This window comes from Micromonospora sp. NPDC023644 (genome assembly GCF_040640115.1).
GTDB lineage: Bacteria > Actinomycetota > Actinomycetes > Mycobacteriales > Micromonosporaceae > Micromonospora.
Genome location: NZ_JBFABA010000041.1, coordinates 25,905 through 52,494, shown reverse-complemented (window position 1 = coordinate 52,494; position 26,590 = coordinate 25,905). Strand labels below are relative to the sequence as shown.

Annotated in this window: 28 protein-coding genes and 1 riboswitch; of the genes, 9 read left to right on the top strand and 19 right to left on the bottom strand. The window is 75.0% G+C overall.

All coding sequences use genetic code 11. The annotated features are described in order from the left end of the window. Positions 1-77: 77 nt before the first annotated feature. Together AB0G08_RS23495 and AB0G08_RS23490 are read right to left on the bottom strand one after the other, a co-directional pair. Positions 78-413: a hypothetical protein gene (locus AB0G08_RS23495; RefSeq protein WP_358091493.1), complete on the bottom strand. Its 336-nt coding sequence runs from the start codon at positions 411-413 to the stop codon at positions 78-80. A 170-nt stretch (positions 414-583) separates the two neighbouring features. Beyond that, entirely contained in the window at positions 584-730 is a 147-nt protein-coding gene (locus AB0G08_RS23490; RefSeq protein ID WP_358091491.1) for a hypothetical protein, read from the bottom strand. A 329-nt stretch (positions 731-1,059) separates the two neighbouring features. On the opposite strand from AB0G08_RS23490, the gene AB0G08_RS23485 reads away from it, so the two are divergent. After that, on the top strand, positions 1,060-1,422 hold the full coding sequence (locus tag AB0G08_RS23485) for an STAS domain-containing protein (RefSeq protein ID WP_088998998.1): 363 nt from the start codon (positions 1,060-1,062) through the stop codon (positions 1,420-1,422). Positions 1,423-1,472: 50 nt separating this feature from the next. On the opposite strand, the gene AB0G08_RS23480 is transcribed toward AB0G08_RS23485, so the two are convergent. Next, positions 1,473-2,297, bottom strand: a complete 825-nt coding sequence (locus AB0G08_RS23480) for a 5'/3'-nucleotidase SurE (protein ID WP_358091489.1) — start codon at positions 2,295-2,297, stop codon at positions 1,473-1,475. Next, the gene (locus AB0G08_RS23475) at positions 2,294-3,271 is read right to left on the bottom strand and encodes a PfkB family carbohydrate kinase (protein ID WP_358091487.1); all 978 of its coding nucleotides are present in this window, start codon (positions 3,269-3,271) and stop codon (positions 2,294-2,296) included. Before AB0G08_RS23475 ends, AB0G08_RS23480 begins: the two co-directional genes overlap by 4 nt. A 178-nt stretch (positions 3,272-3,449) precedes the next feature. Between AB0G08_RS23475 and AB0G08_RS23470 the strand changes: the two genes are divergently transcribed. Next, on the top strand, positions 3,450-3,917 hold the full coding sequence (locus AB0G08_RS23470; RefSeq protein WP_358091485.1) for an SRPBCC family protein: 468 nt from the start codon (positions 3,450-3,452) through the stop codon (positions 3,915-3,917). Between the two features lie 82 nt (positions 3,918-3,999). Here the strand turns inward: AB0G08_RS23470 and AB0G08_RS23465 are convergent, their stop codons facing one another. The 4 genes from AB0G08_RS23465 to AB0G08_RS23450 all read right to left on the bottom strand — a co-directional run bounded on the left by AB0G08_RS23465 (position 4,000) and on the right by AB0G08_RS23450 (position 9,590). Next, on the bottom strand, positions 4,000-5,079 hold the full coding sequence (locus AB0G08_RS23465; RefSeq protein ID WP_358091483.1) for a hypothetical protein: 1,080 nt from the start codon (positions 5,077-5,079) through the stop codon (positions 4,000-4,002). A gap of 13 nt (positions 5,080-5,092) precedes the next feature. Further along, positions 5,093-5,224: riboswitch (cyclic di-AMP (ydaO/yuaA leader) on the bottom strand. 153 nt (positions 5,225-5,377) lie between these two features. Beyond that, positions 5,378-6,295 carry a cation diffusion facilitator family transporter gene (locus AB0G08_RS23460; RefSeq protein ID WP_358091481.1) on the bottom strand — a complete coding sequence of 306 codons (918 nt, stop codon included), beginning with the start codon at positions 6,293-6,295 and terminating at the stop codon, positions 5,378-5,380. A gap of 76 nt (positions 6,296-6,371) precedes the next feature. Then, the gene (locus AB0G08_RS23455) at positions 6,372-8,489 is read right to left on the bottom strand and encodes an AAA family ATPase (RefSeq protein ID WP_358091479.1); all 2,118 of its coding nucleotides are present in this window, start codon (positions 8,487-8,489) and stop codon (positions 6,372-6,374) included. A gap of 165 nt (positions 8,490-8,654) precedes the next feature. Beyond that, complete coding sequence (locus AB0G08_RS23450) at positions 8,655-9,590, bottom strand: alpha/beta hydrolase (protein ID WP_358091477.1); 936 nt, start codon at positions 9,588-9,590, stop codon at positions 8,655-8,657. Between the two features lie 146 nt (positions 9,591-9,736). Between AB0G08_RS23450 and AB0G08_RS23445 the strand changes: the two genes are divergently transcribed. Beyond that, the gene (locus AB0G08_RS23445) at positions 9,737-10,327 is read left to right on the top strand and encodes a carbonic anhydrase (RefSeq protein ID WP_358091475.1); all 591 of its coding nucleotides are present in this window, start codon (positions 9,737-9,739) and stop codon (positions 10,325-10,327) included. Between the two features lie 85 nt (positions 10,328-10,412). On the opposite strand, the gene AB0G08_RS23440 is transcribed toward AB0G08_RS23445, so the two are convergent. Further along, a complete protein-coding gene (locus AB0G08_RS23440; RefSeq protein ID WP_121655853.1) occupies positions 10,413-10,742 on the bottom strand; it encodes a hypothetical protein in 330 nt (109 codons plus the stop codon). Between the two features lie 307 nt (positions 10,743-11,049). Here AB0G08_RS23440 and AB0G08_RS23435 point away from each other — a divergent pair, with 307 nt between their 5' ends. Further along, positions 11,050-11,541, top strand: a complete 492-nt coding sequence (locus tag AB0G08_RS23435) for a DUF3145 domain-containing protein (protein WP_357878380.1) — start codon at positions 11,050-11,052, stop codon at positions 11,539-11,541. Positions 11,542-11,618: 77 nt separating this feature from the next. Then, positions 11,619-13,358: a glycoside hydrolase family 3 N-terminal domain-containing protein gene (locus AB0G08_RS23430; RefSeq protein WP_358091473.1), complete on the top strand. Its 1,740-nt coding sequence runs from the start codon at positions 11,619-11,621 to the stop codon at positions 13,356-13,358. A gap of 6 nt (positions 13,359-13,364) precedes the next feature. On the opposite strand, the gene AB0G08_RS23425 is transcribed toward AB0G08_RS23430, so the two are convergent. After that, entirely contained in the window at positions 13,365-14,015 is a 651-nt protein-coding gene (locus AB0G08_RS23425; protein ID WP_358091471.1) for a lipoprotein, read from the bottom strand. A gap of 72 nt (positions 14,016-14,087) precedes the next feature. Continuing rightward, entirely contained in the window at positions 14,088-14,990 is a 903-nt protein-coding gene (locus AB0G08_RS23420) for a MerR family transcriptional regulator (protein ID WP_358091469.1), read from the bottom strand. An 88-nt stretch (positions 14,991-15,078) separates the two neighbouring features. Between AB0G08_RS23420 and AB0G08_RS23415 the strand changes: the two genes are divergently transcribed. Continuing rightward, positions 15,079-15,297, top strand: a complete 219-nt coding sequence (locus AB0G08_RS23415; protein ID WP_358091467.1) for a hypothetical protein — start codon at positions 15,079-15,081, stop codon at positions 15,295-15,297. A 133-nt stretch (positions 15,298-15,430) separates the two neighbouring features. Here AB0G08_RS23415 and AB0G08_RS23410 read toward each other — a convergent pair whose 3' ends face one another. From AB0G08_RS23410 to AB0G08_RS23385, 6 genes are all read right to left on the bottom strand, one after another. Next, positions 15,431-16,870 (bottom strand): carboxyl transferase domain-containing protein, encoded by a 1,440-nt coding sequence (locus tag AB0G08_RS23410; RefSeq protein ID WP_358091465.1) that lies wholly within the window; start codon positions 16,868-16,870, stop codon positions 15,431-15,433. 10 nt (positions 16,871-16,880) lie between these two features. Beyond that, complete coding sequence (fabF, locus tag AB0G08_RS23405) at positions 16,881-18,107, bottom strand: beta-ketoacyl-ACP synthase II (RefSeq protein ID WP_358091463.1); 1,227 nt, start codon at positions 18,105-18,107, stop codon at positions 16,881-16,883. A 2-nt stretch (positions 18,108-18,109) separates the two neighbouring features. Next, complete coding sequence (locus AB0G08_RS23400) at positions 18,110-18,349, bottom strand: acyl carrier protein (protein ID WP_089013151.1); 240 nt, start codon at positions 18,347-18,349, stop codon at positions 18,110-18,112. 84 nt (positions 18,350-18,433) lie between these two features. Then, the gene (locus tag AB0G08_RS23395) at positions 18,434-19,378 is read right to left on the bottom strand and encodes a beta-ketoacyl-ACP synthase III (RefSeq protein ID WP_358091461.1); all 945 of its coding nucleotides are present in this window, start codon (positions 19,376-19,378) and stop codon (positions 18,434-18,436) included. A gap of 58 nt (positions 19,379-19,436) precedes the next feature. Continuing rightward, positions 19,437-20,606 (bottom strand): acyltransferase domain-containing protein, encoded by a 1,170-nt coding sequence (locus AB0G08_RS23390; protein WP_358091459.1) that lies wholly within the window; start codon positions 20,604-20,606, stop codon positions 19,437-19,439. A gap of 78 nt (positions 20,607-20,684) precedes the next feature. Continuing rightward, the gene (locus tag AB0G08_RS23385) at positions 20,685-21,932 is read right to left on the bottom strand and encodes a helix-turn-helix domain-containing protein (RefSeq protein WP_358091457.1); all 1,248 of its coding nucleotides are present in this window, start codon (positions 21,930-21,932) and stop codon (positions 20,685-20,687) included. Positions 21,933-22,126: 194 nt separating this feature from the next. On the opposite strand from AB0G08_RS23385, the gene AB0G08_RS23380 reads away from it, so the two are divergent. Together AB0G08_RS23380 and AB0G08_RS23375 are read left to right on the top strand one after the other, a co-directional pair. Continuing rightward, positions 22,127-22,465 carry a hypothetical protein gene (locus AB0G08_RS23380; protein WP_358091455.1) on the top strand — a complete coding sequence of 113 codons (339 nt, stop codon included), beginning with the start codon at positions 22,127-22,129 and terminating at the stop codon, positions 22,463-22,465. 36 nt (positions 22,466-22,501) lie between these two features. Then, positions 22,502-23,428: an NADP-dependent oxidoreductase gene (locus AB0G08_RS23375; RefSeq protein ID WP_358091453.1), complete on the top strand. Its 927-nt coding sequence runs from the start codon at positions 22,502-22,504 to the stop codon at positions 23,426-23,428. Positions 23,429-23,525: 97 nt separating this feature from the next. Here AB0G08_RS23375 and AB0G08_RS23370 read toward each other — a convergent pair whose 3' ends face one another. Beyond that, a complete protein-coding gene (locus AB0G08_RS23370) occupies positions 23,526-24,176 on the bottom strand; it encodes a hypothetical protein (RefSeq protein WP_358091451.1) in 651 nt (216 codons plus the stop codon). A 225-nt stretch (positions 24,177-24,401) separates the two neighbouring features. Between AB0G08_RS23370 and AB0G08_RS23365 the strand changes: the two genes are divergently transcribed. Then, positions 24,402-25,070, top strand: a complete 669-nt coding sequence (locus AB0G08_RS23365) for a copper resistance protein CopC (RefSeq protein WP_358091449.1) — start codon at positions 24,402-24,404, stop codon at positions 25,068-25,070. Positions 25,071-25,172: 102 nt separating this feature from the next. Here the strand turns inward: AB0G08_RS23365 and gltX are convergent, their stop codons facing one another. After that, the gene (gene gltX, locus AB0G08_RS23360; protein WP_358091447.1) at positions 25,173-26,582 is read right to left on the bottom strand and encodes a glutamate--tRNA ligase; all 1,410 of its coding nucleotides are present in this window, start codon (positions 26,580-26,582) and stop codon (positions 25,173-25,175) included. Positions 26,583-26,590: the final 8 nt, after the last annotated feature.

The window sequence follows — 26,590 nt, the reverse complement described above, 5'->3', positions numbered from 1 at the left end:
CGGCGGGGAGAAGGGCCGCCCGGTCTACGGCGGGCTGGTGGTGGTCGCCGCCGAGCTGCGGGACCTCGTGCTGGTGCTCACCGGCTGCCGGCGGCCCGCGCGGGGGTGCCGGCGGCCCAGCCGATCGCCGCGCCGACCAGCGCGGCGCCGATCAGCAGCGTCCAGGGCAGCGCGGGCCGGCGGCCGGCCAGCGCGTCGAAGGCGAGGGTGGCGCGGCGGCGGGCCTCGTCCGCCGCGGAGCCCACCAGGTCGCCGGCCTCGTCGGCGAGACCGGAACCGCCTCGGCGGGCCGAACGGGCGGTGTCCCGGACGCTGTCACCGGCGGAGCTGACCGCCGAGACCAGGTGCTGCCACGCCTGGTCCGTGACGCGCTCGGGCTTGCTGCGGCGGTCCAGCAGGTTGCTTGCGAACATGGTGGGTTACCTCCTCGGGTGCCGAAGCCGGCGGCCACTTCGGACTTCGGCGTCGCACCGGCGTGTGACGGTTCGCTCGTTTCCGCCTGTGCCCCGTGGGGCGGTTCCGCAAACCCGGTGCGGCGGCGGGTGCCGCGACCGGGGTGACGTCGGCGGGCGGTGCGGGGGCGTCAGCGGACGGCGACCGTCGCGCTCACGCCCCGCGCGAAGTCGTCGTCATCGTCGTCGTCATCGCCCCCGCCGCCGCCGAACCCGCAGGCCAGTACGAGGGCCAACAGCGCGCTGACGCCGGCCAGCGCGGCAAGTCTCCTGAGCATTGATCGTCCTCCCGGTCGCAGTCGTGTCTCCGAGCCGATGCTAGGCAGTACGGGCAAGGCCGGGGGCCGAAGCGGGACAGGCCACGCCCGGGGGGTCCGCTGCTGGGCGGTGCCGGCAGCGGCCGGCTACCCTGGGGCGCGACGCGTCAGCGACAGCTGATCGTTGGTCGGACAAAACGTCAATAGTTCGGATAAGGGCGACTTGCCGTGCCCTCGTCCGCGAATTGCTCATCCCGAGGGGTGGCGACCGAGGCCGTCGGAGGAATACTCTCGGTCGCGGCCCGCGTACTGATGAGGCGCCCGTCGGACGGGCGAGTGGAGGTGCTCGCGTGAGCCTGTCGATCGTGAAGTCGGTCCTGCCCGGTGGTGTCATCGAGATCGCCCCGCGGGGTGAGATCGACGTCGACACCGCATACGAGGTGCGCGAGGCGATCGCCGAGGTCCTGACCAAGGGGCGCCCCGGCCGGATCGAGCTGAACATGCGGCTCGTCACCTTCATCGATTCGGTCGGCATCAGCGCGATGGTCGCCGGCTTCCAGACCGCCGAGGTGAGCGGCGTCAAGCTCGTCGTCACCGAGCCGAGCCGGTTCGTGCACCGGCAGCTCTGGGTGACCGGCCTGCTCGGCCTCTTCGGCGCCCCCGAGCCCTACTACGCCGGCGCGCCCACGCCCGAGGTCCTCCCCGGCGCCTGACCCGCCGACGGCACCCCACCGACCCGCCGCGACGCGGGAGGGTGGGTCCCTCAGTCGTCGCCGAGGCCCGACAGGTCGACGTCCGCCACCTCGGTGACCGCGCGGATCGCCGTCACCGAGGCGTACCCGTCGGCGAGCAGGGCCAGGTCGGTGCCGGGCTGCACGGCCTGCCCCGGCTCCTCCAGCGACGTGCGGACGAAGCCGTGCCCGGCCTCCGCCACCGTCATCTGCACCTGGCCGAAGCTGGCCAGCGTGCCCCGGCGCACCCCGCGCAGCCGGTTGTGCGGCAGGTCCGGCGCGTTGACGTTGAGCACGCTCTCCACCGGCCCGGCGGTGAGCCGGGGCAGCAGGTCCAGGGCGACCCGGGCGGCCGTCGACCAGTGCCGCTCGGCGTCGCGTACCCGGGCGGCGGCGGCCACCGCGGCGCCTCCGCTGGCGGCCGTGGCCTCCCCGGCCGAGAGCACGTCGAGCGAGACGGCCATCGCCCGGCAGCCGTTCGCGGCGGCGGTGAACGCGGCGCCCACCGTCCCCGAGTGCAGCACCGCGCGTCCCGCGTTCGCGCCCCGGTTGATGCCGGAGAGCACCACCGTCGGCGGGGGCCCGAAGGCGCCGTGCACCGCGATCAGCGCGATGAAGCCGGGGGAGCCGCCGACCGCGAACGCCGGCACCCCCGGCAGCTCCGCCAGCGGGTGCTCGTGGACCACCACGTGGCCGTCGCGTTCCACGGCGGTCATCGCGGCGCTGGTGCCGCTCGCCTCCTCCAGCGGCGCGGCGACCACCACGTCCAGGCCCCGGTCCGCCGCCGCCCGCGCCAGCGCCTGGATGCCGGGCGCGGCGATCCCGTCGTCGTTGGTGACCAGCACCCGCAGCGTCATCGCTCGGCCGCCCGGTCGGCCAGCTCGTCGGGGCTGGTCCGCTCCTGTGGCCGGCTGCCGGCCGGTACGAGGCGCACCCGGTCGACCAGCCCGGTGATCGAGTCGAGCCGGCCGGTGCCCAGGCCGTGCCGGGTCACGTTCAGCGCGCCGGCCGCCGCGCCGGTACGGATCGCGGTGCGCACGTCACCGCCGCGCGCCACCACGGCCGCCACCCCGGCCGTCATCGAGTCGCCCGCGCCGCGCGGGTCGGCCGCCTCCAGCCGGGGCATCTCCACCTCGAAGACCTCGCCGTCGACCAGGGCGAGGGCCGGCTTGTCGGCCCGGCTCACCACCACGTTCTCGGCGCCGCCGGCGTGCAGGTCGTACAGGGCCCGGGTGAGCTGCTCCTCGTCCTCGCCGTCGGCGCGGCCGTCGGCGATCAGCTCCTCGTGGCTGACCTTGAGGAAGAAGACGCCGCTCTGGAGCACGGCGTCGAGGTGCTCGCCGCAGAGGTCGACCACCACCCGGCTGCCGTTGGCCCCGAGGTCGGCGGCGAACCGCCGGTAGAGGTCGGCCGGGACCAGCGACGGCTCGTTCGGCCCGCTCAGCACGCTGACCGTGGCGCGCAGCCCCTCGCCGAGCGCCAGGTTGTAGAGCTCGTCCAGCTCGTGCCGGCTGAGCGGCTGGCCGGGCACGTCGACGATCTCCTCCCGGGAGCCCTCCCGCCGATCGTGCACGTACCCGCCGCTGCCGGAGTCGCGGAGCACCACCTTCAGGTTGACCCCCTCGCTGACCAGCAGCGGCTCCAGCACCTGGCCGATCTCGCCGCCGAGGGCGGTGCAGAGCACCACGTCGACCCCGAGCGACATCACCATCCGGGCCTGCCAGACGCCCTGCCCGCCGGGGTGCAGGTGCAGCTCCGGCGCGTCGCTGGGCTGGTCGACGGTCACCGTCAGCCGGGGCGTGGGCGCGAAGACCATCACGTGTCCGCTCATCCGTCGTACCCGTTCATGCGCCCACCCTCCACCGATCGACACGCGGCGTGACCCTCCACCAGCTGACCGTAGTGGGACCGGCGCCCGGGCGTCCGGACTCCGGGCGGGATCGGCGCGGCGTTGCCAGCGTGCCCGGCATGCGCGACGATCGGGCGACCATCGACGGCGGGGAGACGGCGTGCTCAGGCGGGATTCCTTCAGCTACACCGTCCAGGCGCGCTGCTCCCTCGCGGAGGCTGCGGCGCTGCTCGCCGATCCCCGCCGGCAGGAGGACCTGCACCCGCTCATCGTCCGGGTCCGTCGGGTGCCGACCCGCCCCGGCGCGCGCGCCAGCTACGACATCACCGATCGCCTGGCCGCCGGGCCGGTGCGCCTGCCGATCACCTACCGGGCCGACGTCCTCGTCCACGATCCCGACGAGATCGTCACCGTGGCGCGGCAGTGGCCCGCCACCACGGTGCGCAACCACACCCGGCTGCGGGTGGAGCCCGACGACGTGGTCCGCATCGACGTGGAGATCACCCTCGCCGCGCCCGCGCCGCTCTTCGGCTACGCGTTCCGCCAGGCCCGGGCGGCCCATCTCGGGCTGGCCGCCCGTCTCGCCGCGGCCCTCGACACGCGCCCGCCCGGGCTGCCGGCCGACTGACCGCCGGCCGGGGCGACCGGAGGCGACGGGCGTCCACGCCCCCCGGTGTCCCGCCGACGGGCGGGACACCGGGGCGCGGGCGTCAGTAGACCGACAGGTGCACGTGGTTGGTGTGGTCGCTGGACGGGTCGCCGTTGGCCCCGCTGTACGACTTCCACCCGCTGCTCGGCAGCCAGATCTGCCTGTACCAGATCACGTAGAGCACGGCGAGCCGGTCGGCGTTGCGCACGTAGTACGCCGCCAGGTTGTTGCCGTACGTCCGGTCGCCGCCGGTGGCGTCGCCGCCGAAGCCGCCCTTCTGGGCCGCGAAGTCGCAGGCCCGGCCCTTCGGGTGCTCGCCGGAGCCGCCGGGGCGGTAGCAGGAGACGTAGCGGGTGAAGCCCGCCGCCTTGGCCTGGTTGAGCGCGTGCAGGGTGCGCGGGGTGATGCAGCCGTTGGCGGGGGTCGGGTCGTTGACGCTGCACGACTCACGCGGCCAGGAGCCGTCGGGGTTGCGCGGCGCCGCCTTCGCCGTCTTGGTCGAGGTGCCGCCCGGCGAGGCGCCCCCACCCGCGGACCGCTGTTGTTGCTGCTTCCGGTTGGCGACCGTCAGCGCCCGTTCGGCCTGCTCCTTGCGCTTGGCCATCACGGTGACCTGCTTGCGCTGCTCTCGGATCTCGCCGTCCAGGGCGAGCTTGGTGCGGGTGGCCTCGTCCCGGGTCTCCTGGAGTTCGCGCAGGGCCCGGTCCTCCTTGGCGGCGACCGCGTCGAGGGCGGCGGCGCGGTCCATGAAGCCGTCCGGCGAGCCGCTGTTGAGCAGGGCGGACGCCACGCTGAGCCGGCCGGTGCGGTAGGCGGCCCCCGCGATCTCGCCGACGTTGGCGGTGCGCGCGGTCAGCTCGACCTCGGTGGTCTTGAGCTGCGCGGTGAGTTGCTGCTGCCGCTTGGTCGACGTCTCCAGGGCGCGCTTGGCGTCGAGGTAGCCCTTGCTGGCCGCTTCCAGTTGGTCCCGCAGGGCGGGGGTGCCACCCTCCTCGTCCTGGCCGGGAGCCGCGGCGAGCAGGCCGGCGCGGGTGGTGGCCGCCGCCGGGGCGGCGGTGACCGGGGCCACCGCGGCGCCGAGGGCGAGCATCGTGGCGATCAGGGCCGCCGTTCGGGCGGCACGTCGTCGTACAGGTGCCATCACTGGCATACACGTGTCCTTCCGTCAGCCGCCGACCGGGTTAGCTGACGGGTTCGGGACGGAAGATCCCTACCGCTGACGCGGATGCACCCCACGAACATGGTTCCCCGGTTCGCCCCGCCGGGCGATTAGGCGGCGGCCACCGCCGGCACCGGTGGGTGCCGCCTGGCGGAGGCCGAAGCCGAGCCTACCGGTGCCGGTGTGACTGGTGCAGCGCAGGTGACGGACGGTGTGCGTCCACTAACAGTCAAATCCGGCATAAGCCCACAATACTCTCCCAGATTTAAGGTTGTCCTCATTACCACTCCACCGCCCCACAGGCCCCGGGCGACGCTCCCGGCTCGATCTGCAACGTGGCGTGTTCGATCTGGAAGTCGTCGTGCAGCGCGGCCCGGGCGGCGCCCAGCACCGCGCCCACCTCCGCGCCGGGCGCCATCGTCAGGTGCGCCGAGGCCACCTCCATCCCGGAGGTCAGCGTCCAGACGTGCAGGTCGTGCACCTCGGCGACGCCCGGCACGGCGGCCAGCCGGTCGTGTACCGCGGTGACCTGGAGGTGCTCCGGCGCGGCCTGTACGAGGATGCGCAGCGCGGCCCGCCCGAGCCGCCAGGTGCGGGGCAGGATGAACAGCCCGATCGCGACCGCCACCACTGGGTCGGCCCACCACCAGCCGGTGGTGGCGATCAGCAGCGCCGCCCCGATCACGCCGAGTGACCCCAGCAGGTCGCCGAGCACCTCCAGGTAGGCGCCGTGGACGTTGATGCTCTCCTTCGCGCCGGAGCGCAGCAGCGCGAAGGCGCCGACGTTGGCGAGCAGGCCGAACACGGCGACCACCAGCATCGGGCCCGCCAGCACCTCGGGCGGGTCGCCGAAGCGGCGCACCGCCTCGACCACGACGTAGACCGCGACACCGGAGAGCAGCACGGCGTTGGCCAGCGCGGCCAGCACCTCCAGCCGGTAGAGGCCGAAGGTGCGCTGCGGGTCGGCGCCCGCCCGCCGGGTGGCGGCGATCGCCGCGAGCGCCATGCCGATGCCGAGCACGTCGGTGAACATGTGCCCGGCGTCGCTCAGCAGGGCCAGGGAGCCCGTGCGGAAGGCGGCCACCGCCTCCACCGCCATCAGGCCGGCGAGCAGCCCGAACGCCGCCCAGAGCCGGCCCCGGTGGCGGTGTGCGGCATTCGCCACCGACCCGTGATGGTGGTCATGACCTGCGCCCACGCGCCCACCCTCCGTCAGGCGTCCGGATTCGCGTCCAATCTATGCTCACATCGCTATGTGTGCAAGTAACGCGGCCTCAGCCGGTCGGGTCGACGGTGGTCAGGCGCTGGGTGGCCCGGGACAGCGCGACGTAGAGCGTCCGCACCCCCGAACCCGGGTCGGCCCGGATCTCGCTCGGGGCGACGAGGACGACCCCGTCGTACTCCATGCCCTTGGCCTCCAGGCTGGTCACCACCTGCAGGCGCGGCGCGTCCAGCCCGCCCAGCCAGCCGGCCACCTCGTCGCGGCGGGGCACCGGCGTGATCACGCCGACCGTGCCCTCGACCTCGGCGAGCAGCGCGCGGGCCGCCGCCACGACGGCGCTCTCCAACTGCGCCGGGGGCACCGCCAGCTCGACCGGGTCGACGCCGGTGGAGCGCACCGCCCTGGGCAGCGGGAGGTCCGGGTGCAGCCGGCGGATCTCGGCCGCCGCCACCGCGAAGATCTCCGCCGAGTTGCGGTAGTTCGTGGTGAGGGTGAAGTGGTGCCGCTTGCGCCGGCCCAACGCCTGGTCCCGGGCCCGGGTCAGCTCCTCGGGGTCCCCCGTCCACGCCGTCTGGGCCGGGTCGCCCACCACCGTCCACGAGGCCAGCCGGCCGCGCCGGCCGATCATCCGCCACTGCATCGGCGAGACGTCCTGCGACTCGTCGACCACCACGTGCGCGTACTCGCGGTAGTCCTCCGGGCGCTCCCGGGCCGCCTCGCGGGCGGCGCGCTGCCGGTCGGCGAAGGTGCTCAGCTCGCGGACCCCGCCGGCCAGCTGGAACGGGTCCCGCTTCGCCCGGGCCGGCCGCATCGGCTTGCCGAGCAACGCGTCCAACTCGTCGAGCAGCGCGATGTCGGCGATCGTCAGCCCGGCGGTGTCGAGGCTCCGGTACGCGTCGGTCAGCAGCCGGATCTCGGCGCGGGAGAGGATCCCCTCGGCGTAGCGGTGCAGCCGGTCCGGGCGGGCCAGCCAGCTGAGCACGTGCCGGGGGTGCAGCCGCGGCCACCAAGCCTTGAGGAACTCCCGGAACTCCGGCCGCTCGGCGATCTCGTCCTCGAACGCGCGCTGCTCGGGCAACCGGCCGATGCCCAACCGGCGGGCCTGCGCCCAGAGCGCCGCGAAGATCCCGTCGAAGCCGGCCCGGCGCACCTCGTTGCGCCGGGCGCCCCGGGGCATCGCCCGGTCCCGGATGCCGTCCAGCTCGCGGCGCTCCAGCCGGAGCAGCTCGCCCCGGTAGAGCAGGCGCAGCTCGGTCGGGCCGCCCGGCACCGCGTCCCGGGCCGCCCGCTCCAGCACCCGCCGCATCCGCAGCGAGCCCTTGACCGCCGCCACGGCCGGCGGATCGGTGCGGGTGGCGGTCATGCCCGCGAAGAGGGTGCCCAGCGAGTGCAGGGTGGCGGTGTCCTCGCCGAGCGAGGGCAGCACCGAGGCGATGTACTCGACGAAGACCGCGGACGGGCCTACCACCAGGATGCCGCCGCCGGCGAACCGGCTGCGGTCGGAGTAGAGCAGGTACGCGGCCCGGTGCAGGGCGACGGCCGTCTTCCCGGTGCCCGGACCGCCGGACACGATCGTCACGCCCGAGCCGGGGGAGCGGATCGCCTCGTCCTGCTCCCGCTGGATGGTGGCGACGATGTCCCGCATGCCCCGGCCGGTGGCCTTCGACAGCGTGGCCAGCAGCGCGCCGTCGCCGACCACCGCCATGTCGGCGGGCGCGGCGACGGGATCGAGCAGGTCGTCCTCGATCCGGGTGACCCGCTCGGCGGAGGACTGGATCGTGCGCCGGCGCACCACGCCCAGCGGCTGCGCCGGGGTGGCCTGGTAGAAGGCGGCGGCGGCCGGGGCCCGCCAGTCCACCACCAGGGTGGAGGCGTCGTCGTCCCGGATGCCGAGCCGCCCGACGTGCAGCACCTGCCGGTCGAGCAGGTCCAGCCGGCCGAAGACCAGGCCCTCGTGCTCGGCGTCCAGCATGTGCCGTCGCCGCGCGGCGTGGAACACCATCGCGTCCCGTTCGACCAGCGCCCCGAAGTTGCCCACCCGGGCGAGCCGGTAGCCCTCCTTCTCGGCGCTGACCGCCGACCGGCGCAGCTCGGCCAGTCGGGCGTACACCCGGTCGAGATGCCGCTGCTCGACGGCGATCTCCTGTTCCAGGGTGGTCTGGTCGGTCACCGCTCGCTCCTCCTGACGTCGGCGGCGGGCGGCGCGAACCGTGCGAACCGCGCCAGGCCAACCGCAAGAGGGTACGGCCCGCGCGCAACCAGCGGCGCGACCGGTGCGGGAAAGGAACCCGCGTCACGCCCGCAGGGGGCCGCGGCGCGCTCCCGGACGCCCGGCTCAGTCCGCCCGGGCGGCGGCGGTGGCGTCGGCAGCGGGGGCGGCGAGCACGCGCCGCAGCACGCCGCCCAGCGCCGTGTTGACCTCGTCGGGGCGTTCCATCATCAGCATGTGCCCGGCACCCGGGCAGACGGTCAGCTCGGTCGCCGGCAGCGCGGCGGCGATCGACTCGGCGCAGGGCGGCGGGGTGAGCCGGTCCCGGTCGCCGACCAGAGCCGCCGCCGGCAGGTGCGCGAGCGCGGTGAGGGTGTCCAGCCGGTGCTGCGTCCCGATGGAGGCGCGGAACCCGCCGATCGAGCGCAGCGAGGCGCGGGCCACCGCCGAGGTGACCAGCCGGATGTCGTGGGGGTCGCAGCGGTCGCCGAAGAGCATCCAGCGGATGCTGGGACGCAGGGCGCGCAGCAGCGCCCGGGGCGGTCGCCAGGACCCGCACCGCGCCAGCACGCCGGCCCCGGTGGTCTCGGCGAGGCGGATCAACCGGGCGATCCGGGGCGAGAGGCCGTACGCGGTGTGCGTGTGGCCCTCGGCGGTGGTGGAGACGAAGACCAGCCCGGCCGTCCGGGCGGCGAAGTGCCCGGGGTGCCGGTGCGCGTACTCCATGATCGTCATGCCGCCCATCGAGTGGCCGACCAGCACGACGCGGCCGGCCGGGACCACCTGGTCCAGCACCGCGGCGAGGTCGTCGCCGAGCTGGGCCACCGTGGCGGTGGGCAGCGCCATGCAGCTCGACCGGCCGTGCCCGCGGGCGTCGTAGGTCACCACCCGCACCGCGTCGCCGAACCGTTCCCGCAGGTCGGCGAGCTGCCGGTGCCAGGCCCGCCCGTCCAGCGTCCAGCCGTGCAGCAGCACGACGGTGACCTCGGCGTCGGCCGGTCCGGTCGCCTCGACGTGCAGGCGTACGTCGTCGGGAAGACTCACCTCGACGTGCTCCGACATCGTCACCTCCCAGGCCGCACGGAACCGCAACACCGGGAATACCCGGTGGTAACACCGGCTACCCGTCATGAGACCACGGCAACCGGGTCGGTGAGAAGATTCGCAACCCGCTCCGGGCGTCCGGTGGGCCCGCCAAGCTGAGGGGCATGGGGTCGCCCCGCGCCGCGCTGGCCGAGCTGCTCGCCGGCAACCGCCGCTTCGTCAGCGGCCAGCCGATCCACGGCCACGACGTCACCGCCGCCGCGGCCGCGGCCTCGGGCGACCAGCAGCCGTACGCGGTGCTGCTCGGCTGCATCGACTCGCGGGTGCCGCTGGAGGCGATCTTCGACCAGACCTTCGGCTCGATCTGCGTGATCCGCACCGGCGGGCACGTGCTCGACCGGGCGGTGCTCGGCTCCATCGAGTACGTGGTCGGTGAGCTGGGCGTGCGGCTGGTCATGGTGCTCGGGCACGAGCGGTGCGGCGCGGTGGCCTCCGCCGTGGACGCGTTGCGCGGCGGGCGGTCGCCGGGCGGCGCGCTGGCCCACCTGGTCGACCAGATCGCCCCGGCGGTGACCGAGGTGGGCGTCGACGACCCCCGGGTGCGTCCGATGGCGGTCCGGCGGCACGTGCTGCGTACGGTGGCCGCCCTGCGCGCCGACGACCGGCTCGCCGCCCCGGTCGCCGCCGGCCGGCTGGCCGTGGTCGGCGCCCTCTACGACCTGGCGACCGGCGAGGTGGCCCTGCTCGAGACGTAGGAAGCCCCTCGCCCGGGTCCGCGGACGCGGAACCGCCCGCCGGGATGATCCCGACGGGCGGTTGCGGTGTCGCGTGGGGGAGGGCTCAGCCCTCGAAGACGCCGGCCTCGACGAGGCGCTTCTCGGTGGCGTCCCAGCCGTCACCCGGGTGGGTGGCGTTGAGGTTGTTGATCTCGGCCCGGATCTTCGCGGCGTGACCGGCGGCGGCCAGCACCCGGATCTCCTCGACGAACGCCTCGGAGTCGGTGCGCAGGTGCGCGGTCTTGCCGTTGGTCAGGTTCCGCACGTAGGCGTGCTTGCCGCCGTTGAGCGGGATGAGGTACTTGAACTCGCCCAGCACGCTGAGGGCGCCACCCTGGCCAGCCTGGCCGGCCCGGACTGACGCGCGCGCGGTCTTAGAGGTGTTGCTCGCCACGGAGGTACTCCTTGCAAGACGTACGGGAGGACGGAACGTCCGGGGGCTGTGCGGGTGACACCCTGGTGGGTGGACCCGCGGAAGATGTGCGCGGCACAGGCCGCCGATGGAACTGTACACGACCACGATCCCTGGCAGGTCATCGCGTCGTGAGGGGTCAACCGGGGCACCCGTCCGACTATTCCGACCCGCGAATTTTCCGATTCCCTGGCGCACCATCCGTCACACCAGTCATCATGTGTTCCAGCAACCACCCGGGTGGTCGAGGTCGTAGGGGAAGACGCACCTCGCTCTCCGGGAGGTCACCGTGCCAACGCGTGGCGTCGTATACGTCCACTCGACCCCGCTCGCCGTGTGCTCACACGTCGAGTGGGCGATCGCGCGCGTCCTCGCCGCGCCGGTCAACCTGCAGTGGACGGCTCAGCCCGTCGACCCCGGCGCCCGCCGGGCCGAGTGCGGGTGGACCGGTCGCCCGGGGACGGGCGCCGAGCTGGCTGCTGCCCTCCGGCAGTGGCCCATGATCCGTTTCGAGGTCACCGAGGAGCCCAGCCCGGGCTCCGACGGCGAGCGCTTCATGTACGTGCCCGGGCGGGGCCTGTTCCGGGCGACCGTCGGGGCGGCCGGCGACATCCAGCTCGGCGAGGACCGGCTGCGCAGCATCATGGCGGGCGCGCGGGCGCCGGAGGCCCTCGCGCACGCCCTCGACAAGGCGCTCGGCACGGCGTGGGACGCGGAGCTGGAGCCCTACCGGTACGCCGGCGACGGCGCGCCGGTGACCCTGCTCACCCGCGTCGGCTGACACCCGGGCCCCGACCGGGGCCGGCTCATCCTTCGGGGTGAAGGTCAAGTTGCCCCGATAAGGGGCGAACTGGTGGGATGGGCCGCGTGTCGACTATCCCGCGACGTGCCGGCGTCGCGCTCGCCGCCCTGACCGCGCTGCTCGTCTCCGGGTGCTCCGGTCCGGCGGACCGCCGCCCCGACCCGGCGCCGACGAGCGCCGCCGCCCCCACGGCCACCCCGGCACCCGCCACGAGCGTCCCCGGCGCCGACCCCGCCGCCCGCGCCGCCGCCCTCGTCGGCTCGCTCGCCGACGGGGACCTGGTCGGCCAGGTGCTGATGCCGTACGCCTACGGCGACGCGGCCACCCGGGTCTCGCCCGGCTCGGCGGCCGGCAACCAGGCGTTGGCCGGGGTGGACACCCCCGCCCAGATGGTCGAGAAGTACCGGCTCGGCGGGCTGATCCTGGTCGGCTTCAGCGCCGACGACCCGACCAAGGGCAACCAGGAGACGACAAACGTCGACGACCCGAAGCAGGTCCGCGCGCTGACCGACGGCCTGCGCGCGGCCGCCGGTCGGCTGCCCGCCGGGCCGGCGCCCTTCCTGGTCGGCACCGACCAGGAGCACGGCGTGGTCACCCGGATCACCGACGGCGTGACGCTGCTGCCCAGCGCCCTCGCCGCCGGCGCCGCCGGGAGGCCGGAGCTGACCGAGGCCGCCTGGCGGGCGGCCGGCACCGAGCTCGCCGCGATGGGGATCAACCTCGACTTCGCCCCGGTCGCCGACGTGCTCGCCACCCGCAGCACCGTGATCGGCTCCCGGTCGTACGGGGCGGACCCGAAGGTGGCGGCGGGGCAGGTCGCGGGCGCGGTCCGCGGGTTGCAGGCCGCCGGCGTCGCGGCCACCGTCAAGCACTTCCCGGGGCACGGGCACAGCGCCGCCGACTCGCACGAAGGGCTGCCGGTGCTCGGCCAGCCCCGCAAGACGCTGGAGAGCGGGGCGTGGCCGCCCTTCTCCGCCGCCATCGGCGCGGGCGCGATGGCCGTGATGTCCGCCCACCTCGACGCGCGGTCGGTGGACCCGGGCACCGCGGCGACCTTCTCGCACAAGCTGCTCACCGGCGTGCTCCGCGGCCAGCTCGGCTTCCAGGGCGTGGTGATCACCGACGGGATGAACATGCCGCCGGCCAAGCGCTGGTCGCCGGGCGAGGCCGCGGTGCGCGCCCTGAAGGCGGGCAACGACCTGATCCTGATGCCGCCGAACGTCGCTCAGGCGTACGACGGGCTGCTCGCCGCGCTCCGCGACGGCTCGCTGCCCCGGGCCCGCCTCGTCGAGGCCGCGACCCGGGTGCTGACGATGAAGTTCAAGCTGGCCGACCGGCCCACGCCGGAGCTGTCCACGCTGAACGGTCCGGCGCACCGCAAGGCGGCCGAGGACCTGGCCGCGGCGGCGGTGACGGTGCTGCGGGGCGCCTGCGGCGGCGGCGTGCGGGGCCCGGTGACCGTGACCGCCTCCGGCGGGCGGGACCACACCCGGGCGGCGCTGACCGAGGCGCTCAAGGCCGCCGGGGTCGAGGTGGTGGCCGGTGGCGGCACCGTGGTGCACCTCGTCGGGTACGGCGACGGCGCCGGCGACCTGCGCGCCGACGCCGCCGTCACGGTCGCCATGGACACCCCGTACGTGCTGGCGAAGGCCAAGTCGCCGACCCTGCTGGCGACCTACTCGTCCAGCCGGGCGTCGATGACCGCCCTCGCCGGGGTGCTGGCCGGCAAGGCCCGCCCGGACGGCCGGTCCCCGGTGCCGGTGAGCGGCCTGCCCGCCACGACCTGCCGCGCGTGAGCCGCGTCAGTCGCGGTTGATCCGGGCGGACTGCTTCACCAACTGGTACGCCGGCAGCAGCTCCGCGGGCTCCGAGGTGTCCAGGCTCAGCACGATCGGCCCGTACAGGGAGGAGACCGCGATGGCCCGGTCGCGGACCGTGCCGCCGTCCTCCTCGAGGTAGCTCGCCTCGACGGCGTCGAGGGTGCCGGCCTTCACCCGTCGGTACTCCGCGTCGGCGGCGTCGGGCGAGTAGGCGTCGAGGAAGTGCTTCAGGTGCTCCTGGGCGCCGCCGGCGACCCCGTCGACCCGCCACACCCGGAGGAACCCGAGCGCGCCGGTCGGCCGGGCGTCGAGCTCGCACAGCATGAGGGCCTTGCCGACGCGGGGTTCGCCGAACTTCGCCGAGCTCTTGACCGCCTCGACCTTCCACTCCGCCGGCAGCGAGAAGGTGACCGGCAGCTCGCAGGGCGTGCCCTTCCCGCCCACCGTGGTGCCGGCGGGCGCGGCCACCACCTCGTCGTGCCAGGGCGGGCCGGGCGTCACCGGCGAGGCGGTGACGCCCGGCGAGGCCGACGGGGAGCCGCCGGCCGACGGCGACTTCGTCCCGTCGGCGCAGCTGCCGGTCAGTCCGATGGTGAGCGCCGCGAGCACGGCGGCGCGGGTACGACGTCGCATGGTGTCCGTTCCCCGTCGACGATGAGCCGGCCCATCAAAGCGGCACGGCCGGGCACCGTCAACCCGATCGGGTCAGCTGGCGCGCAGGGCGGCGATCAGCCACTCCACGGCGGGCACCGCGGGCGGGAAGGGAGGCCGCTGGTTGAGCACCCCGATCAGCTGCCAGTACCGCTCCACCTGCCGGTCCGTGAAGGCGGCCATCCCGTCGGCGAGCGCGAGCCGCTCGTCGCGGGACCGCCCCGGGTCCACCAGCTCGTCGAGCACCGCCCGCGCCCGCTCCGAGTCCGGCGCGACGCCGGCGGCGAGCGCGGCGCGCGCCGGCTCGATCGAGTGCATCGCCACCGGGGGCGACGGCGCGGTGCCCGCCGCGCCCGCCACCGCCATCGCGCGCACCCGCCGGCGGAAGTCCGGGTCGGCGACCAGCCCGGCCAGCTCGACCCAGGCGTCCACCTCCTCGTCGGTGGGCTCGTCGGGCAGGTCGGCGGGGAGCGTCCGCATCGCCCGGGCCAGCCCGTCGCCGTCGGGGCCGGGCTCCACGCCGCCGAAGACCTCGGCGACGAAGTCGTCGACGATCCGTTGCCGCTCCTGAGCGGAGAGGCGGGCCAGGTCGTTCATCAGTCTCAACTCCTCGGTCGTGCTGCCACGTCGAGCGACCGACCGCAGCACCGCCCGACGCAGCCGCAGCGTGCGGATCTCCGCGTCCAGGGCGCGGCTGTGCGCCTGTGCCACCTCCCGGACGCTGGTCCGTCGCTGGAGGACCCGGCGGACGTCGTCCAGGCCGATCCCCAGCTCCCGCAGGCTGCGGACGAGGTCCAGCCGGGCCACGGCCGCCGCGTCGTAGAGCCGGTAACCGCCGGTGGACCGGGCGGTGGGCGGGAGCAGGTCGAGATCGGACCAGAAGCGGATCGTCCGGACGGACAGGCCGGTCCGGCGGGCGAGTTGCCCGATGGTGAACAGGTCGGTGCGGTCGTCCACGTCGAAGAGCCTCCTGCCTCCAGCCGCTGGAGAGTCAAGCAGGAAACCGGGTCGCCTTCGTCCGCCCCGCCTGGCACCCTCGGCGCACATGGGAACGGCTGAGGGTTTCGCGTACGTCGAACGGTCGGACGGCACCGTGGTCATCACCCACCACGGCCGGGCGGCGGGCATCCTGCGCGGCGGCCGGGCGGCGGAGTTCCTCGCCGAGGTCGGCGGCGACCCGCAGCTCGTGATGGCCCGGTGGACCGGCAACTACCGCCGGGGCAACGAGCGGACCGCCCGCCGGCACCCCCGCAACCGGGGCTGAGCGACGCGGAAGGGCCCGCGCTCGTGGTGAGTGCGGGCCCTTCCGGCGTACGTCGGTCCTCCGGGCGGCCGGCCCCGCCGGCGCCTGCGGCCGGCTCTCCCGTGCCGGCCGCACCTCCGACGAACCGGCCGGTCTAGAGGGGGATGTTGCCGTGCGCGCCCCGTGCCGCGGGGGCGGCGGCGAGGGCCTCGGCGATGCGGCGGCGGGTCTCGGCCGGGGTGATGACGTCGTCCACGACGCCGATCTCGAGGGCCCGGTTGACGCCGCCGGCGATGCGGGTCTGCTCCTCGACGAGGTGCGCGCGCAGCGTCTCGCGCTCCTCGGCGGGGACGGCGGCCAGCTTCCTGCGGTGCAGGATGTTGACGGCGGCGCTGGCGCCCATGACCGCGACCTCGGCGTTCGGCCAGGCGAACACGGCCGTGGCGCCCAGCGAGCGGGAGTTCATCGCGATGTACGCCCCGCCGTAGGCCTTGCGGGTGACCAGGGTGACCCGGGGCACGACGGCCTCGGCGAAGGCGTGCAGGAGCTTCGCGCCGCGCCGGACGACGCCGTCCCACTCCTGGCCGAGGCCGGGCAGGTAGCCGGGGACGTCGACCAGGACGATCAGCGGTACGCCGAGGGAGTCGCACATCCGCACGAACCGGGCGGCCTTCTCGGCGCTGGAGGCGTCCAGGCAGCCGCCCAGGCGCAGCGGATTGTTCGCGACGACCCCGACGGTGCGTCCCGCGAAGCGACCCAGGGTGGTCACCACGTTCGGCGCCCACTTGGCGTGCAGCTCCACCCCGGGGTCGTCCAGCAGGGCCTTGACCACCGGCCTGACGTCGTAGGCCCGGTTCGTCTCCACCGGCATCTTCGCCGTCAGGTCGTGTCCACCCTCGTCCTGGGCGGCCACGTCGTCGGGCGACAGGCGCCCCTGCCGGCCCAGCAACGCGGCGAGCTTGCGGGTCTCGGTCAGCGCCGCCTCGTCGTCGGCGCAGGTCACGTGGACCACCCCGGAGCGGCGGCCGTGCGGCTCGGGCCCGCCGAGGCGGGCCATGTCGACCTGCTCGCCGGTGACGCTGCGGACCACCTCCGGGCCGGTCACGAAGATCCGGCCCGCGCCGCTCATCACCACGATGTCGGTCAGTGCCGGCCCGTACGCGGCGCCACCGGCCGCCGGACCGAGCACCGTGGAGATCTGCGGCACCCGCCCCGAGGCCCGCACCATCGCCGCGAACACCTGGCCCACCGCGTCCAGGGCGACCACGCCCTCGGCCAACCGCGCCCCGCCCGAGTGCCACAACCCCACCACCGGCACCCGCTCCCGCACCGCGGTGTCGATCGCGTCCACGACGTGGCGGCACCCGTCGGTGCCCATCGCCCCGCCCATCCGCGTCGCGTCCGTGGCGTACGCGACCACCGGCGAGCCGTCGACCTCACCCCGCGCCCACAGCACACCCGAGGTGTCCCGCGGCACCGACAACCGCAACGAACCCGCGTCGAACAACGCCCGGAGCCGGACTTCCGGATCCCGGTGGTCCACGACGGAAGATTCGTCCACGCCGACGGCGGTGGTGGTCACGTGAGCCTCCATGGCTGTGGTCTCAGGCCCGCGTGAAGACGAGAGCCACGTTGTGTCCGCCGAAGCCGAACGAGTTGTTCAGCGCGGCGGGGATGTCCATGCGGCGCGCCTCGTTGGCGGCCACGTCCAGGCTCAGCCCGTCGTCGGGGTCGTCCAGGTTGATCGTCGGCGGGACGACCCCGTCGCGGATCGCCAGGACGGTGGCGATCGACTCCAGCGCGCCCGCCGCGCCCAGCAGGTGACCGGACATCGACTTGGTCGAGGTCAGCACGGGGTGGTCGCCCAGCGCCGCCCGCAGCGCGGTGATCTCCGCGACGTCACCGACCGGGGTCGACGTGGCGTGCGCGTTGACGTGCACGATGTCCGTCTTCGCGACGCCCGCGTCCGCGATCGCCTTCGCGATCGCCCGGATGGCGCCCTCGCCCTCGGGGTGCGGCTGGACGATGTCGTAGCCGTCCGAGGTGAGCCCGGCGCCGGCCAGCCGGGCGTAGACCCGGGCGCCCCGGGCGGCGGCGTGCTCCGCCCGCTCCAGCACCACGATGCCCGCGCCCTCACCGAGCACGAAGCCGTCGCGGCCCTTGTCCCACGGCCGGGAGGCCCGCTCCGGCTCGTCGTTGCGGGTCGACATCGCCCGCATCGAACTGAACCCGGCGATCGGCAGCTGGTGGATGACCGCCTCGGTGCCGCCGGCCACCACCACGTCGGCCCGGCCGGCGCGGATCATGTCCATGCCGAGCGCGATCGCCTCGGCGCCGGTCGCGCAGGCGCTGGCCACCGAGTGGACCCCCGCCTTCGCGCCCAGCTCCAGCCCCACCCAGGCGGCGGGGCCGTTCGGCATCAGCATCGGGATGGTGTGCGGGGAGACCCGCCGCGGGCCGGACGCCTCCAGGATGTCGTCCTGGGCGAGCAGCGTCAGCGCGCCGCCGATGCCGGAGCCGACGCTGACGCCCAGCCGCTCCGGGTCCAGCCCGGAGTCGGCCAGGCCAGCGTCCGCCCAGGCCTGCTGCGCCGCGATGATCGCGATCGCCTCGGAACGGTCGAGCCGGCGGAGCTTGACCCGGTCGATCAGGCCGGTCGGCTCGACCGCGAGCTGGGCGGCGATCCGGACCGGCAACTGCTCGGCCCACTCCTGGGTGAGCGGACCCACCCCGGAGCGGCCGGCGAGCATGGCGTCCCAGGTCGACGCGACGTCCCCGCCCAGCGGGGTGGTCGCGCCGAGCCCGGTGACGACGACGTCGGTGTGAGCCATGATCAGGACTGCGCCTCGATGTAGGTGACGGCGTCCCCGACGGTCTTCAGGTTCTGCACCTCGTTGTCCGGGATCTTGACGCCGAACTTCTCCTCGGCCGCCACCACGACCTCCACCATGGAGAGCGAGTCGACGTCCAGGTCGTCGGTGAAGGACTTCCCCTCGGCCACGTCGTCCGGGTTCACCCCGGCAACCTCTTCGAGGATCTCGGCGAGGCCGGCGGTGATCTCGTCACGGGTCATTGCGGTTGGTTCCTTTCATCGTGGATCATTCGACGGCCGACGACGCCGGCCGTCACTCCCCGGCGCAGCGGCCGGAGGGGCTTCTCAGGGGCAGCGGACGACCTGACCGGCGTAGGTCAGGCCGCCGCCGAAGCCGAAGAGCAGCACCGGGGCGCCGGACGGCACCTCCCGCCGCTCGACCAGCTTGGACAGGGCCAGTGGCACGCTCGCCGCCGACGTGTTGCCGGACTCGACGATGTCCTTGGCGACGACCGCGTTCGGGATGCCGAGCCGCTTGACGATGCCGTCGATGATCCGGGCGTTGGCCTGGTGCGGCACGAAGGCCGCCAGCTCCGACGGGTCCACCCCGGCGCGCTCGCACGCCTGCCGCGCCAGCGGCGCCAGCTCCGTGGTGGCCCAGCGGAAGACCGACTGACCCTCCTGCTGGATGGACGGGCGCCAGCCCTCGATGCGTACCGCGTCGCCCCTCTCGGGCACCGAGCCCCAGACCACCGGGCCGACACCGGCGGGCTCGCCGTCGCCGACGGCCGACACCACGGCGGCGCCGGCGCCGTCGGCGAAGATGATGCAGGTGGAGCGGTCCGTCCAGTCGACGATGTCGGACAGCTTCTCCGCGCCGATGACCAGGGCGTTGCGCGAGGCGCCGGCCCGGATGGCGTGGTCCACGGTGCCCAGCGCGTACGCGAAGCCGGAGCAGGCCGTGTTGAGGTCGAACGCCCCGGGCGCGGTGATGCCGAGCTTGGCGGCGACCCGGCAGGCCACGTTCGGGCTGCGGTCGGCGGAGCTGCACGTCGCCACCACGACCAGGTCGATGTCGGCGGCGGTGAGCCCGGAGTTGGCCAGCGCCTTGCCGGCGGCGGCGGCGGCCATGTCGGCGACCGTCTCGCCGTCGGCGATCCGCCGGGTGACGATGCCGACCCGGTCCCGGATCCACTCGTCGCTGGTCTCGACCAGCTGGGCGATGTCGTCGTTGGTGACCACGCGGGCGGGCTGGTAGTGCCCCAGCGCGACGAGCCGGCTGCCGGTCATCGGAGCTGTCCTTTCGTTCGCGACTGCGGGACTCGCAGACCCGGCTCGTTCCTCGCGCTCACGGGTGACCTCCGATACGGACGAGCGGTTGCCCCGGCGCGACCGGGTCGTCGTGGTGGGCGAGCCACTCGGTGAGCACGCCGCTGCCGTGCGCGGTCACCTCGACCGGGCCCTGCCGGGTGGCCACGTGGCCGACGACCTGGCCCTCGCGGAGCGGGTCGCCCTCGGCGAGCTCCCGCGCCGGCTCGAAGGTGCCGGCCGACGGGGCCACCACCACGCGGAAGTGCATGGTCGGCTCGTGGCTCGGCGCCATCCCGTGCCGGGCGATCAGGTCCCGGGCGGCGGGCAGGTCGTCCGGGGTGTTGAGGGTGACCACCTCGGGGGCCCCGGCCCCCTTGAGCTCCCGCTTCACCAGCCCCGCGAGGGTCCCGGCCGGGGGCAGCTCGATCACGCCGGTCACCCCGAGGTCGGCCAGGGTGCGCATGCAGAGGTCCCACCGCACCGGCGCGGTGACCTGGCGGACCAGGCGCTGCACCATGTCGCGCCCGTGGTTGACCGCGGCCCCGTCGAGGTTGGACAGCAGGATCCGGGCCGGGTCGCTCGGGGTGATCCCGGCGGCCACGGCCGCCAGCGCCGCCTCGGCGGGGGCCATGTACGGCGTGTGGAAGGCGCCGGCCACCTTCAGGCGGATCACCCGGGCCTTGGCCGGCGGCTCGGCGGCGAGCTTCTCCAGCCCCTCGACGGCCCCGGCGGCGACGAACTGGCCGGCGCCGTTGCGGTTGGCCGGGTGCAGCCCGTGCGCGACGATCGAGGCGAGCACCTCGTCCGGGTCCCCGCCCAGCACGGCCGCCATGCCGGTCGGCTCCAGCGCGCAGGCCGCGGCCATCTCCCGGCCGCGTACGCCGGCCAGGGTGATCGCCGCCTCCGCCGGGAGCACCCCGGCGAGCGCCGCCGCGCCCAGCTCGCCCACGCTGTGCCCGACGGTGAGCGTGACGTCGTACATCGGCAGGTGCTCGGCGGCCAGCAGCGCGGCGGCGACCAGCAGCGGCTGGGTCCGGGCGGTGTCCCTGATCTCGTCCGCGTCGGCCACGGTGCCGAGGTGCACCAGGTCGACCCCGGCCAGTGCCGACCACCAGCGCAGACGCGCCTCGGCGCCGGTGAGGTCCAGCCAGGGAGTCAGGAAGCCGGGTTTCTGGGAACCCTGGCCGGGCGAGAGTACGGCGAGCACGTCTATGACTCTCCCGGATACGCGCGGGTAGCGCTGTGCCGCCCCCGACCAAACCGCACTAGAACCTTTGGAGGGATCCTACAGAAATCGGCGGCGATCATCACCTGTGTGTGGCGTTTTACCGCCGCCTGGGTTCATTGTCGTGGTTGGTGCCACCGGGTCGAGCCGGCCGACGGTGAGGGCCACCTGGAGCGCGAACGCGTCCCGCGCCGCGAGCGGCGAGAAGCCGGTGACGTCGGAGATCCGCCGCAGCCGGTAGCGCACCGTGTTCGGATGCACGAAGAGGGACCGCGCGGCGCTCTCCAGCGTGCCGCCGGCCGCGAAGAAGGCGTCGAGGGTCTCCAGCAGTTCCCCGCCGGCCCGCACCAGCGCGGCGTAGACGTCGTGGCGCAGCCGTCGGCGCGCCTCCGCGTCCCCGGCCAGCGCCCGCTCCGGCAGCAGCTCGTCGGCCGGCACCGGCCGGGGCGCGGTCGGCCAGGCCGGGGCGGCCCGGAAGCCGGCCAGCGCGGCGCGCGCCGACTCGGTCGCCTCGTCCAGGCTCGGCACGGCCGGACCGACCACCACCGGCCCGTCCCCGAACGCGCCGAGCAGCTTGCCGGTGGCCGCGACCGGGTCGGCGGCGCCGCCGAGCACGATGACCAGCCGGTCGCCGTGCACCCCGCCGATCACCTCCGTGCCGATGCGCCGGGCCTGCCGGTGCACCGTGTGCAGCACCGCCGAGACCTCCCCACCGGGGGAGCGGCCGACCGCCACCGCCACCGGCGGGGCGTCCGCCCAGCCGAGCGCCGCCGCCCGGCTCGCCAGCACGTCCGGCGAGTCGCCGCGCAGCAGCGCGTCCACCAGCAACGCCTGCAACCGGGCGTCCCACGAACCGCGCGACTCGGCGGCCCGGGCGTACACGCGGGCGGCGGCGAAGGCGATCTCCCGGGAGAAACGCAGCACCGCCTCGCGCAGCTGCTGCTCCTCGCCCTCCGCCGCCAGGTGCGAGACCTGCTCCTCGACGACGTCGATCATCACCTTCACCAGCGCGACGGTCTGCTGGAGGCTGATCGAGCGGGCGAGCGCCTGCGGCGCGGTGGCGAAGACCTCGTCCGAGACCTCCTGGGTGCTGTCCGCCGTGCCGCCGCCGTCACGCAGCCACTGCACCAGCGACCGGGCGCCGGCCTGGGCCACCAGCATCACCCAGGAGCGGTGGTCGGGCGGCAGGCCGCGGAACCAGGGCTGGGTCTCGTCCATCCGGGCCACGCTGGCGCTGGCCAGCGCCCCCGCCGCCCGCTCGATCCGGCGCAGCGTGGCCGACAGTTCCGTCCCGCCCGGCTCGCTCACCGCCCCAGCCTGACATGCCCCGACCTGCGCCTCCGCGCCGGGCGGCCCGCCTGCGCGACCGGGCGCCCTCCCGGTTGCGTGCCGCCGGTGGGGGAGGCGGGTGCGGCTGTACGGGGCGTCGGTGCCGGCCAGTACGGTGACAGGGCCCGTCGGAGCGACCCCGGCGGGCGGGGCGAGAGCGTGAGGAGACTCCGATGGCGCACGGGGAGGCCGAGCACGGCTGCGCCCAGGGCGAGCCCTGCCGGCCGGGCCACCACGAGCAGCAGGCGGCAGCCAAGCACCGCCGGCTGCCCGGCGGGTTCCCGGCGCACTCGCCGGAGCACCCGGCCCGCGCGTGCGAGCGCCCCGACGAGGACGTCACGGTGCCCCGGCAGCGCGTGGCCGAGCCGGCTCCGAGCGGTGAGCCCGAGCCCGCGGTGGCCCACGGCTGCCGCAGCGACCTGCCCGGCTGGGCCGGCGCGCACCGGCACGGCCCGGTCCGCCCCCGGCAGCGCGGCACCCGCCGCGAGCGGCCGCCACGTCGCTGGTGCTGACCACGGGGGCGCCGCCCGGCCGCTAGCGTGGTCGGTGTGAAGGCGATCGCGATCGACGCGTACGGCCCCGCCGACCTGCTGACCGTCCGGGACCTGCCCGACCCGCCGGTCGGCCCCGACACGGTGCTCGTGCGGGTCCGGGCGGCCGGGGTGAACCCGGTCGACTGGAAGGTGCGCGAGGGGCACCTGGCCGGTGCGATCCCCGGTCACTTCCCGCTCGTCCCCGGTTGGGACGCGGCCGGGGTGGTCGAGGCGGTCGGGCCGGCGGTGACCGGGTTCGCCGTCGGCGACGAGGTCGTCGGCTACGTCCGACGCGACCACATCCAGTACGGCACGTACGCCGAACTCGTCCCGGCGCCCGAGCGGGCGCTGGCGGGCAAGCCGGTCCAGGCGTCCTGGGCCGAGGCGGGCGGCCTGCCCCTGGCGGGTCTCACGGCGTACCAGGCGCTCCAGTCGGCGCGCACCGGCGCCGGTGACACGGTGCTGGTGCACGGGGCGTCCGGCGGGGTGGGCCATCTGGCGGTGCAGGTCGCCCGCGCACTCGGCGCCGACCGCGTGATCGGCACGGCCGGCGCGGCCAACCACGACTTCGTCCGGTCACTGGGCGCCGAGCCGGTCGCGTACGGCGACGGGCTGGCCGACCGGGTCCGCGCGGTCGCGCCCGACGGGGTGGACGTGGTGCTCGACCTGTTCGGCGGCGACGCGCTCGACGTCTCGGCCGAGCTGATCGCCCGGCCCGCGCGGCTGATCTCGACGGCCGATCCGGAGCACGTCACCCGGCTGGGCGGCAGCTACCTGTTCGTCAAGCCGTCGACCGTGGACCTGGGCGCGCTTGCCGGGCTGGTCGACGCCGGCCGGCTGACCGTCCACGTGGCACGGACGTTCCCGCTCACGCAGGCGGCCGACGCGCAGCGCCTGGTGGAGGCGGGGCACGTGCGCGGCAAGGTCGTCCTGGAGGTCTGACCCCCGGCTGGGAGCCGGGCGCGTCGACCGGGGACATTGGCCCGCGACCGGGTCACGGCGGCCGGCCCCGGGCGCGGGGCCGGCCGGTGCGGTGGGGTCAGCGGGTGCGGCGGCGGACCAGCAGCGCGATCCCGGCGAGTCCCGACGTGATGACCAGCACCACCGCGACGTTGAGCAGCAGCAGCCGCTGCAACTCGCCGAGCGCCTCGTCGATGTCCTTGGCCGGGTTGAGGGCGTCCTCCGGGATGACCCGTTCGCCGCCGCCGACGCCGCCACTGACGGTGTCGAACTGCCGCTCCAGCGGGACGCCCGCCGTGCGGAGGGTCTCCGACATGCTGAGTCGGCCGAGGAACCAGCCCGCGGCGGTCTTGCGGGCGTCCGGCTGCTTGGCCGGGCGGAAGACGCGCGGCCCGCCGACCGCCTTCGGGTAGAGGTCGTACGTCTGCTTCGCGACGTCGCCGGCGAACACCACGACGGTGTACTTCGGACCGAGGTCGGCCGCCTTCGGGCCCTTGGCCTGCCCGGTGCGGCCGAGGAAGTTGACCTGGTCGATGATCGCCACCACGTGCGCCGGGTGGGCCTCGGCGCGCAGCCGCAGCGGCTCCGCCAGCCCCTCCCCGGTGATCTCCACTCCGGCCGGTGCGGGCTTCGGCGCCGCCGTCGCCGTCCCGGACGGACCGAGCGACAGGACCGCCGCCGCGAGCCCGCCCGCCAACACCGCGACCAGCCGCCGCATCGTTCGGACCATCGCCGCCTCCTCGCCCCGTTCGATGGGTGGCTTGCTGCAGGTCACGCGTTGGTCGGCTGACGGGGGTGACCCAACCCCGTATCGGGGGTGCCACCCTCAAGACTGCGCAGAACGTCGATCGGTTGCAGCTCGTGGAACAGTAATTGGAACTATCTGTGATCCCGGCCCGACCAATGGACGGTGGCCGTGGATCAGCGGGCGGATCGTACCTTTACGGAGGGGTTCATGGGGGGCAGGTTCTCACGTGCGGCGCGTACCTGGCCGGTGGTGTTCGGCGTGGCGCTCGGTGTGTCGTTGGTGCTGCCGCCCGCGCCGGCGGCCGCCCACAACTCGCTGACCGGCAGCGATCCGCGCAACGGCGCCCGGGTGGCGGAGGCGCCGGCCCGGATCGAGCTGCGTTTCCTGGCGAAGGCGGACCCGAGTACGACGAAGATCACAGTTACCGGGCCGGACAACGTGGCCGCGCTGGGCGGCGCGCCGACCTTCTCCGGTTCCCGGGTGAGCGTCCCGTTCACGCCGGGCCGGGCGGGGCTCTACGTCGTCGGCTACCGGCTGGCGTCCAGCGACGGGCACCCGGTCTCCGGTGAGGTCCGGTTCACCCTGACCACCGGCACCCCCGCCGAGCCGCCGGCCGGCCCGACCGTCCCGCCCTCGGCCGTGCCGTCGCCGAGCGTCGCCGGGCCGTCCCCGGCCGGGTCGCCGTCGACCGGTGCCGGGCCGGCCTCCGCCGCCCCCGGTCCGGCGGGCACGGGCACGCCGGAGGCCGCGGTGCCGGCGGCGAAGGAGAGCGACGACGCGGCCGGGCGCGGCTGGCTGTCGGCGCTCGGCGGCGTGCTCCTCCTCGCGGCCCTCGCCGCCGGCCTGCTGCTGCGCCGCCGCTCCGCCCGTCGCTGACCGGCACCCGCGCCCTCGACGGGTCAGCGCCCGGACCGACCGGTCCGGGCGCTGACGGGGTACGCCGTGCCGGCGCGGTGCGCGCGTCGGCCGCGCGACGGTTCAGACCAGGCGGACCCGGGCGGCGCGCAGCCGGCTCAGGGTGCGCTCGCGGCCGAGCACCTCCAGCGACTCGAACAGCGGCAGCCCGACGGTGCGGCCGGTGACCGCGACGCGCACCGGGGCCTGGGCCTTGCCGAGCTTGAGCCCGCGCTCGGCGCCGACCGCCTCCAGCGTCGACTTCAGCGTCTCCGCGTCCCACGACTCCAGCGCCTCGAACGCCGCCGTGGCGGCGTCCAGCAGCTCCGCCGCGCCCTCCTTCATCGCCTTTGCCCAGGCGGCCTCGTCGATCAGCGGCGCGTCGAGGAAGAGGAAGTCGACGTTCGGCACGATCTCGCTGAGCAGCGCGATCCGGGTCTGCGCCAGCGGGGCCACGGCCGCGAAGGCATCCGCATCGAACTCCTCCGGCTGCCACGGCGGCGGCGCGATCGTGCCGGTGCCCGTCAGCCACGGCTGGCAGGCCTCGACGAACTCCTCGACTCCGAGCGCCCGGATGTACTCGCCGTTGAACGCCCGGAGCTTCTTCTCGTCGAAGAACGCCGGGGAGGGGTTGACCTCCTCCAGCCGGTACTCCTCCTCGATCACCGACCACGGGACGATCTCCCGGTCGCCCGACGGCGCCCAGCCGAGCAGCATCAGGTAGTTGCGCATCGCCTCGGCCAGGTAGCCCTCGTCCCGGAACGCCTCCAGGGCCACCTTGTCCCGGCGCTTGGAGAGCTTCTGCCGCTTCTCGTTGACCACCACCGGCACGTGCGCCCAGATCGGCGGCGTGACCCCGAGGGCGTCCCAGAGCAGCTGCTGCTTGGGGGTGTTGGGCAGGTGCTCCTCCGCCCGGATCACGTGGGTGATCCCCATGGTCATGTCGTCGACCACGTTGGCGAGCAGGAAGACCGGCGAGCCGTCGCCCCGGGCGATGACGAAGTCCTCGATCAGCTTGTTCTCGAAGGTGGGCTCGCCGCGGATCAGGTCGACCACCACGGTCTCGCCCTCGTCCGGCGTGCGGAAGCGCAGGGCGCGCCCCTCGCCGGCCTGCAGGCCCCGGTCCCGGCAGAAGCCGTCGTAGCCCTGGTACTGCGAGCCGGTGCGGGCCTGCACGGCCTCGCGGGTGCAGTCGCAGTAGTACGCGCGGCCGGCCTCGTGCAGCCGCGCGGCGGCGGCCCGGTGCTCGCCCGCGTACTCCGACTGGAAGTGCGGGCCCTCGTAGCTGCCGCGCTCGATGCCGATCCAGTCCAGCGCGGAGAGGATGCCCTCGGTCCACTCCGGCTTGTTGCGGGCCGCGTCGGTGTCCTCGATGCGGAGCACGAACACCCCGCCCTGCTGCTTGGCGTAGATCCAGTTCTGCAGCGCCGAGCGGGCGCCGCCGACGTGGAACATACCGGTCGGGGAGGGGGCAAAGCGTACACGTACCGTCACGTCTCCAG

Bases quoted from the DNA above. Each gene is read 5' to 3' on its own strand.
- AB0G08_RS23400 (WP_089013151.1), bottom strand. From the start codon at position 18,349: ATGACCCGTGACGAGATCACCGCCGGCCTCGCCGAGATCCTCGAAGAG.
- AB0G08_RS23465 (WP_358091483.1), bottom strand. From the start codon at position 5,079: ATGGCACCTGTACGACGACGTGCCGCCCGAACGGCGGCCCTGATCGCC.
- AB0G08_RS23370 (WP_358091451.1), bottom strand. From the start codon at position 24,176: ATGGTCCGAACGATGCGGCGGCTGGTCGCGGTGTTGGCGGGCGGGCTC.
- AB0G08_RS23415 (WP_358091467.1), top strand. From the start codon at position 15,079: ATGGGAACGGCTGAGGGTTTCGCGTACGTCGAACGGTCGGACGGCACC.
- AB0G08_RS23475 (WP_358091487.1), bottom strand. From the start codon at position 3,271: ATGAGCGGACACGTGATGGTCTTCGCGCCCACGCCCCGGCTGACGGTG.
- AB0G08_RS23480 (WP_358091489.1), bottom strand. From the start codon at position 2,297: ATGACGCTGCGGGTGCTGGTCACCAACGACGACGGGATCGCCGCGCCC.
- AB0G08_RS23395 (WP_358091461.1), bottom strand. From the start codon at position 19,378: ATGACCGGCAGCCGGCTCGTCGCGCTGGGGCACTACCAGCCCGCCCGC.
- AB0G08_RS23490 (WP_358091491.1), bottom strand. From the start codon at position 730: ATGCTCAGGAGACTTGCCGCGCTGGCCGGCGTCAGCGCGCTGTTGGCC.
- AB0G08_RS23495 (WP_358091493.1), bottom strand. From the start codon at position 413: ATGTTCGCAAGCAACCTGCTGGACCGCCGCAGCAAGCCCGAGCGCGTC.
- AB0G08_RS23445 (WP_358091475.1), top strand. From the start codon at position 9,737: ATGGGGTCGCCCCGCGCCGCGCTGGCCGAGCTGCTCGCCGGCAACCGC.
- AB0G08_RS23380 (WP_358091455.1), top strand. From the start codon at position 22,127: ATGGCGCACGGGGAGGCCGAGCACGGCTGCGCCCAGGGCGAGCCCTGC.
- AB0G08_RS23450 (WP_358091477.1), bottom strand. From the start codon at position 9,590: ATGTCGGAGCACGTCGAGGTGAGTCTTCCCGACGACGTACGCCTGCAC.
- AB0G08_RS23430 (WP_358091473.1), top strand. From the start codon at position 11,619: ATGGGCCGCGTGTCGACTATCCCGCGACGTGCCGGCGTCGCGCTCGCC.
- AB0G08_RS23410 (WP_358091465.1), bottom strand. From the start codon at position 16,870: ATGGAGGCTCACGTGACCACCACCGCCGTCGGCGTGGACGAATCTTCC.
- fabF (WP_358091463.1), bottom strand. From the start codon at position 18,107: ATGGCTCACACCGACGTCGTCGTCACCGGGCTCGGCGCGACCACCCCG.
- AB0G08_RS23365 (WP_358091449.1), top strand. From the start codon at position 24,402: ATGGGGGGCAGGTTCTCACGTGCGGCGCGTACCTGGCCGGTGGTGTTC.
- AB0G08_RS23425 (WP_358091471.1), bottom strand. From the start codon at position 14,015: ATGCGACGTCGTACCCGCGCCGCCGTGCTCGCGGCGCTCACCATCGGA.